The following is a 1203-nucleotide window of genomic DNA, read 5'->3' as shown; positions in this document are numbered from 1 at the left end:
ATAGGGTTGGTGAGCTATAAGCTCACCGAGAATTTTAGTATCAAAGAAGCTGGCAAATGGTTAAATCAGGAAGAAATTCTCGATATCTTAAACCTTGAGAGCTTTAATGAACGAGTCCTTTATAGAACCCTTGAAATCCTGGGACGTAACAAGGAGGAAATTATTTCGGATATTCTAAGCAGTCTGTTTTTGGTTTACGATTTTGAAGAGACAGACATAAACCTCGACTGGACAAGTATAGTTCTTCACGGCACTAAGTCCAACCTTGGTAAGTACGGATATAGTAGAGATCATAGGCCTGATAAGCTACAGATAACAGTTGGAGTTAGTGAACTCAAAAAACCTATAAACATACCTATTGGAATTACTGTGAATAGAGGAAATGTTCTTGATCTTCAGCACTTTCCTGATACTTATAACCAGGTAAAAAGTAGACTCAAAGAAGGTTCTCTCATCATTTTTGACAAAGGAGCTAATACAGTTGACAACATTAAGCTAATACAAGAAGATAAGATGACGTATCTTACTTCCATGAAACTGAATTCAAGTGACGATAAGATCATTGAGAGCTTTGATCTAGAAATAGCTCAACTGATAGATCCTGAAAAAAATATATATGGGATAAAAATCGTAAAGCCAAATAGCATTAAGTATTTCTATTTCTCAGAATCATTGCAAGAGAAACAGTTGGAAGCAAGAGCAAGAACTGTTCTCAAGAAGTTGCAAGAAGCAAAAGAGATCCAGGAAGTAATTACAAAGAATAAAAAGCTTCCTAAGAAGTTTAGAGTCAACAATGAGTTGATTGAGATTGATTACTCATTCAGAACTAAACTTGAAGAGCTTAGTGATGAAGAAGCAATAGAACTCCTAAAAAATTCGATAATTAATGGAAGAGAAGGATTTTTTTGCCTGAAATCGAACAAGAATTTGACACTTGAAGAGGCATTGGAAATATATAGAGAAAAGGACTCTATTGAGAAAATATTTGACTCATTGAAGAACGAAATACAGATTAAGCCGTTAAGGGTTTGGTCAGACAATAGCATTTATGGAGCTATTCTTCTGGGCTTTATTGCTCAATTATTCATATCGCTGATGCGATATGAGTTTGATGAGATAAAGCACAGGTCAACAAAATTCATCAAAAAAAGCTTGAAGAATTTGACACTTACAATAAAGTTCGTGAAAAGTGGCATCAAGAAC

1 protein-coding gene is annotated in these 1203 nt (G+C 34.7%); it reads left to right on the top strand.

The window, feature by feature from the left end; translation table 11 throughout:
• The coding region (locus RG963_RS16470) for an IS1634 family transposase (protein WP_310577357.1) at positions 1-1203 on the top strand (1203 nt) is incomplete at both ends.

Origin of the sequence: Methanosarcina baikalica, assembly GCF_031461075.1 — an archaeon.
GTDB lineage: Archaea > Halobacteriota > Methanosarcinia > Methanosarcinales > Methanosarcinaceae > Methanosarcina > Methanosarcina baikalica.
Note: the sequence above shows the minus strand (reverse complement) of the source record. Positions and strands in the feature narration are given on the sequence as shown.